Below are 2,216 nucleotides of genomic sequence, written 5' to 3'. Positions count from 1 at the left end.
GCATCAACTACAACAAGTTCGACCCGATCTCCTCGGCGGACCGCGACTACGCCAAGGACGCCACCTATCTGTACAGCGGCACCATCACCAAGGTCGGCTCCAGCCGCAATCCCAACGGCCAGTTGCAGCTTCCGGCCAGCCTGCTGGCGCAGTTCGGCAATTCCTGCAACGGCAAGCCGGCCACGTCGGTGACCAAACTGCCGGGCACTTCCGGCACCAGCCCGTCGGACTACCGCGCGTACTGCGCCGCGACCGACAGTTTCAACTACCAGAAGCAGAACCTGATCCTGACGCCGCAGGAGCGCACCAGCGCGTTCGCGCTGGCGAACTACCAGCTGAGCGACAGCGTGTCCGCCTACCTGGACGTGTTCCACAACAAGACCACGTCGCAGTTCGCCATCGCGCCGCTGCCGTTCGACGCCAACAACGACGCGGTGACCATCTCCGCGCAGAACTACTACAACCCCTTCGGCGATCGCGTGCTCGGCGCCGGCAACGGCATCGACTTCGGCCCGACCAGCGGCTTCAACCTGCGTTCGCGCTTCACCGGCCTGGGCCAGCGCGTCGGCAACTTCACCACCGCCACCGATTCCGTGGTCGGCGGCCTGAAGGGCAGTATCGGCGACACCTCGTGGCAGTGGGACGCCGGCGTCACCTACGGCCACTACAGCCAGCTGCGCAGCACCCAGGGCTACGTGTACTACCAGGGCCTGCGCGATGCGCTGGGACCGTCGTTCCTCGACACCGACGGCATCGTCAAGTGCGGCACGCCCGGCAACGTGATCGCAGGCTGCACGCCGATCAACATCTTCGACCAGGCTAACCCTGCCGTCACCGACCAGTTGCGCCAGTACACGGTGACGCCTTACTACAACACGCTGTACACGCTGCGTCAGGCCGAGGCGAACGCCAACGGCGAACTGTTCAACCTGCCGGCGGGCGCGGTGAACTTGGCGGTGGGCGTGTCCTATCGCAAGGAATACCAGCGCAACGGCGTCGATTTCGTCGCCATCACCACCGACCCGGTGGCGGGCACCTGCTTCATCTCGCAGGAGGCCTGCTCGTACCCGCTGGCCGGCGGCTTCTCGGTGAAGGAGGCCTACGCCGAGCTGTTCATCCCGGTGCTGAAGGATCTGCCGTTCGCGCGCGCGCTGAACGTCACGCTGGGCTCGCGCTACTCCGACTACAGCAACGTCGGCAACACCACCAACAGCAAGCTGGCGGTGGAGTGGCGTCCGATCGACGACCTGCTGCTGCGCGGCACGGTGTCCGAGGTGTTCCGCGCGCCGAACATCTCCGAGCTGTACGCCGGTCCGACCGGCAGCGCGCCGGTGTTCGCCGATCCCTGCATCGGCCTCGACGCGGCGCAGCTCGCCGCGCATCCGCACGCCTGCCAGAACGTGCCGGTCGGCTATGCCGGCACCGGCCTCGGCCAGGCCAACGCGGTGGTGTCGGGTTCGGTGGTGCGCGGCATCGCGCTCAGGCCGGAAAAGGGCAAGTCGTTCGACTGGGGCTTCGTCTACGACCCGCACTGGCTGGACGGTTTCTCGGTCAACCTCGACCTGTGGCGCATCTACCTGAATGACACCATCGTGTCGCCGGTGGGCGCCAACACCCTGGCCAACGCCTGCTTCAACACCGATACGGCGACCACCCCCGGCGTGTTCTGCAACTACATCACCCGCACCCAGCTCGGCGACGTGGCGTTCCTGACGCTGCCGACGCTGAACCTGGGCCGCCTGGATACGCGCGGCGTGGACTTCGGCTTCAAGTACCGCCTGCCGGAGACCCGTTTCGGCAACTTCGCGCTGACCTTCGACAGCACCTACATCGCCCAGTACGACGTCGACGTGGCGCCGGGGCTGGGCGTGCCGGTGCAGCACATCGCGGGCCACTATGACCGCGACTTCGGCAACTACGCGCGTTGGCGCGCGCTGGCCGGCGTGGTCTGGAACATGGGCGCGTGGGACGCTTCGTGGCGCATCCGCTACGTCGGCCCGCTGTCCGTGGGCAGCCGCGATCCGAGCCAGAGGAAGTCGGCGGACGGCAGCCCGGCCTTCCCGGCCGTGCAGGTGCCGTACGGCGCGCAGGTCTACAACAACTTCAGCGTGGGCTACAACATCGAGCCGATCAACACCCGCGTCGACGTGGGCGTGGACAACGCGTTCGACAAGCAGCCGCCGCTGTTCTTCCAGAACAACGTGATCAACGCCAAT

At 66.7% G+C, this 2,216-nt stretch carries 1 protein-coding gene; it reads left to right on the top strand.

Going from position 1 to position 2,216, the window contains the following annotated elements:
* On the top strand, positions 1–2,216 hold a 2,216-nt coding region (locus tag MBSD_RS13945), incomplete at both ends, for a TonB-dependent receptor domain-containing protein (protein ID WP_062537902.1).

Origin of the sequence: Mizugakiibacter sediminis (genome assembly GCF_000953855.2) — a bacterium.
Taxonomy (GTDB): Bacteria; Pseudomonadota; Gammaproteobacteria; order Xanthomonadales; family Rhodanobacteraceae; genus Mizugakiibacter; species Mizugakiibacter sediminis.
Note: the sequence above shows the minus strand (reverse complement) of the source record. Positions and strands in the feature narration are given on the sequence as shown.